The following is a 908-nucleotide window of genomic DNA, read 5'->3' on the forward strand; positions in this document are numbered from 1 at the left end:
GACTATCCCAACAAATTGTGTGAACTCATCGGAGTTAAAGTGAATCTTTTTTGGCTTATTTGGACTGTTCAGGTGATATTTTTGAGTGCACTATTATTGCGATTCATATACCGTTTTAATCACCTTATTAAATAGTTCATAAACAAATTTATTCACTTTTTGAACAAGCTCCACTAATGTTTCATCTTTTATTACTAGAACTTCCCCAAATTTTGAAGTGTAGTAACGATGAGCGAAATTATTTCTTATATCAAATGCATTTTCTAAATATTCGTAATCAGATAGTTTTATTCCAAATAAAGGTTCAAATAGCATACAAAGACATACGTCAAGTTAGATGGTCATTCAATAGACACATTCACTTGCCAATTGTATGCTGATGGAAGTACAATTACAATCATCAAAGTATGGCATAACGACAACTTAGTATGGGAGGTAGGGAAGGTGTTGTATAACTCTTCTCGTTTTATTGAGATAGTGAAGTGAAAGATTTTGTTGTGAAAAAATCTGCGGGTGTGTCGTAAACCCGTTCAGGTTGTCGGTTACGGTAACAAGGATGTTTTATGCCGCGGGCTTTCAAATCGGTTAATATTCCTGCTCAGTAGCCGGAACTTTCAGTTTTTCCAGTCCATATTCCCGGAACTTCTTTTATCCCTTCCTTGTTTAAACCCACACAAAGATAAACGGTTTTATTTACTGCCTTGCCCGGATCCCTCACCTTGAAAACGATACCGTCCATCCAAACAGCCAAATACATGCTTTCCAACGGACGGTTTTACCTCTCTACAGTAGCTTGGGTGACTTTACCGCTAATCATGTTTTTTCTTTTCAAATCCCCTCACACAAATTAACGAGAGGTTTGAAAAGAAAAAACTACAAGAGTCTTTTTTCTTGTAGTTTTTCATTCA

At 36.1% G+C, this 908-nt stretch carries 1 pseudogene; it reads right to left on the minus strand.

The window, feature by feature from the left end:
• Positions 1–515 precede the first annotated feature (515 nt).
• Positions 516–820 (minus strand): annotated as a pseudogene (locus B3Z75_RS14320) (transposase); the annotation flags it as partial.
• Positions 821–908 lie beyond the last annotated feature (88 nt).

The sequence above is a fragment of the Proteiniphilum sp. UBA1028 genome (assembly GCF_002316955.1).
In the GTDB taxonomy this organism is placed as follows: Bacteria; Bacteroidota; Bacteroidia; order Bacteroidales; family Dysgonomonadaceae; genus Proteiniphilum.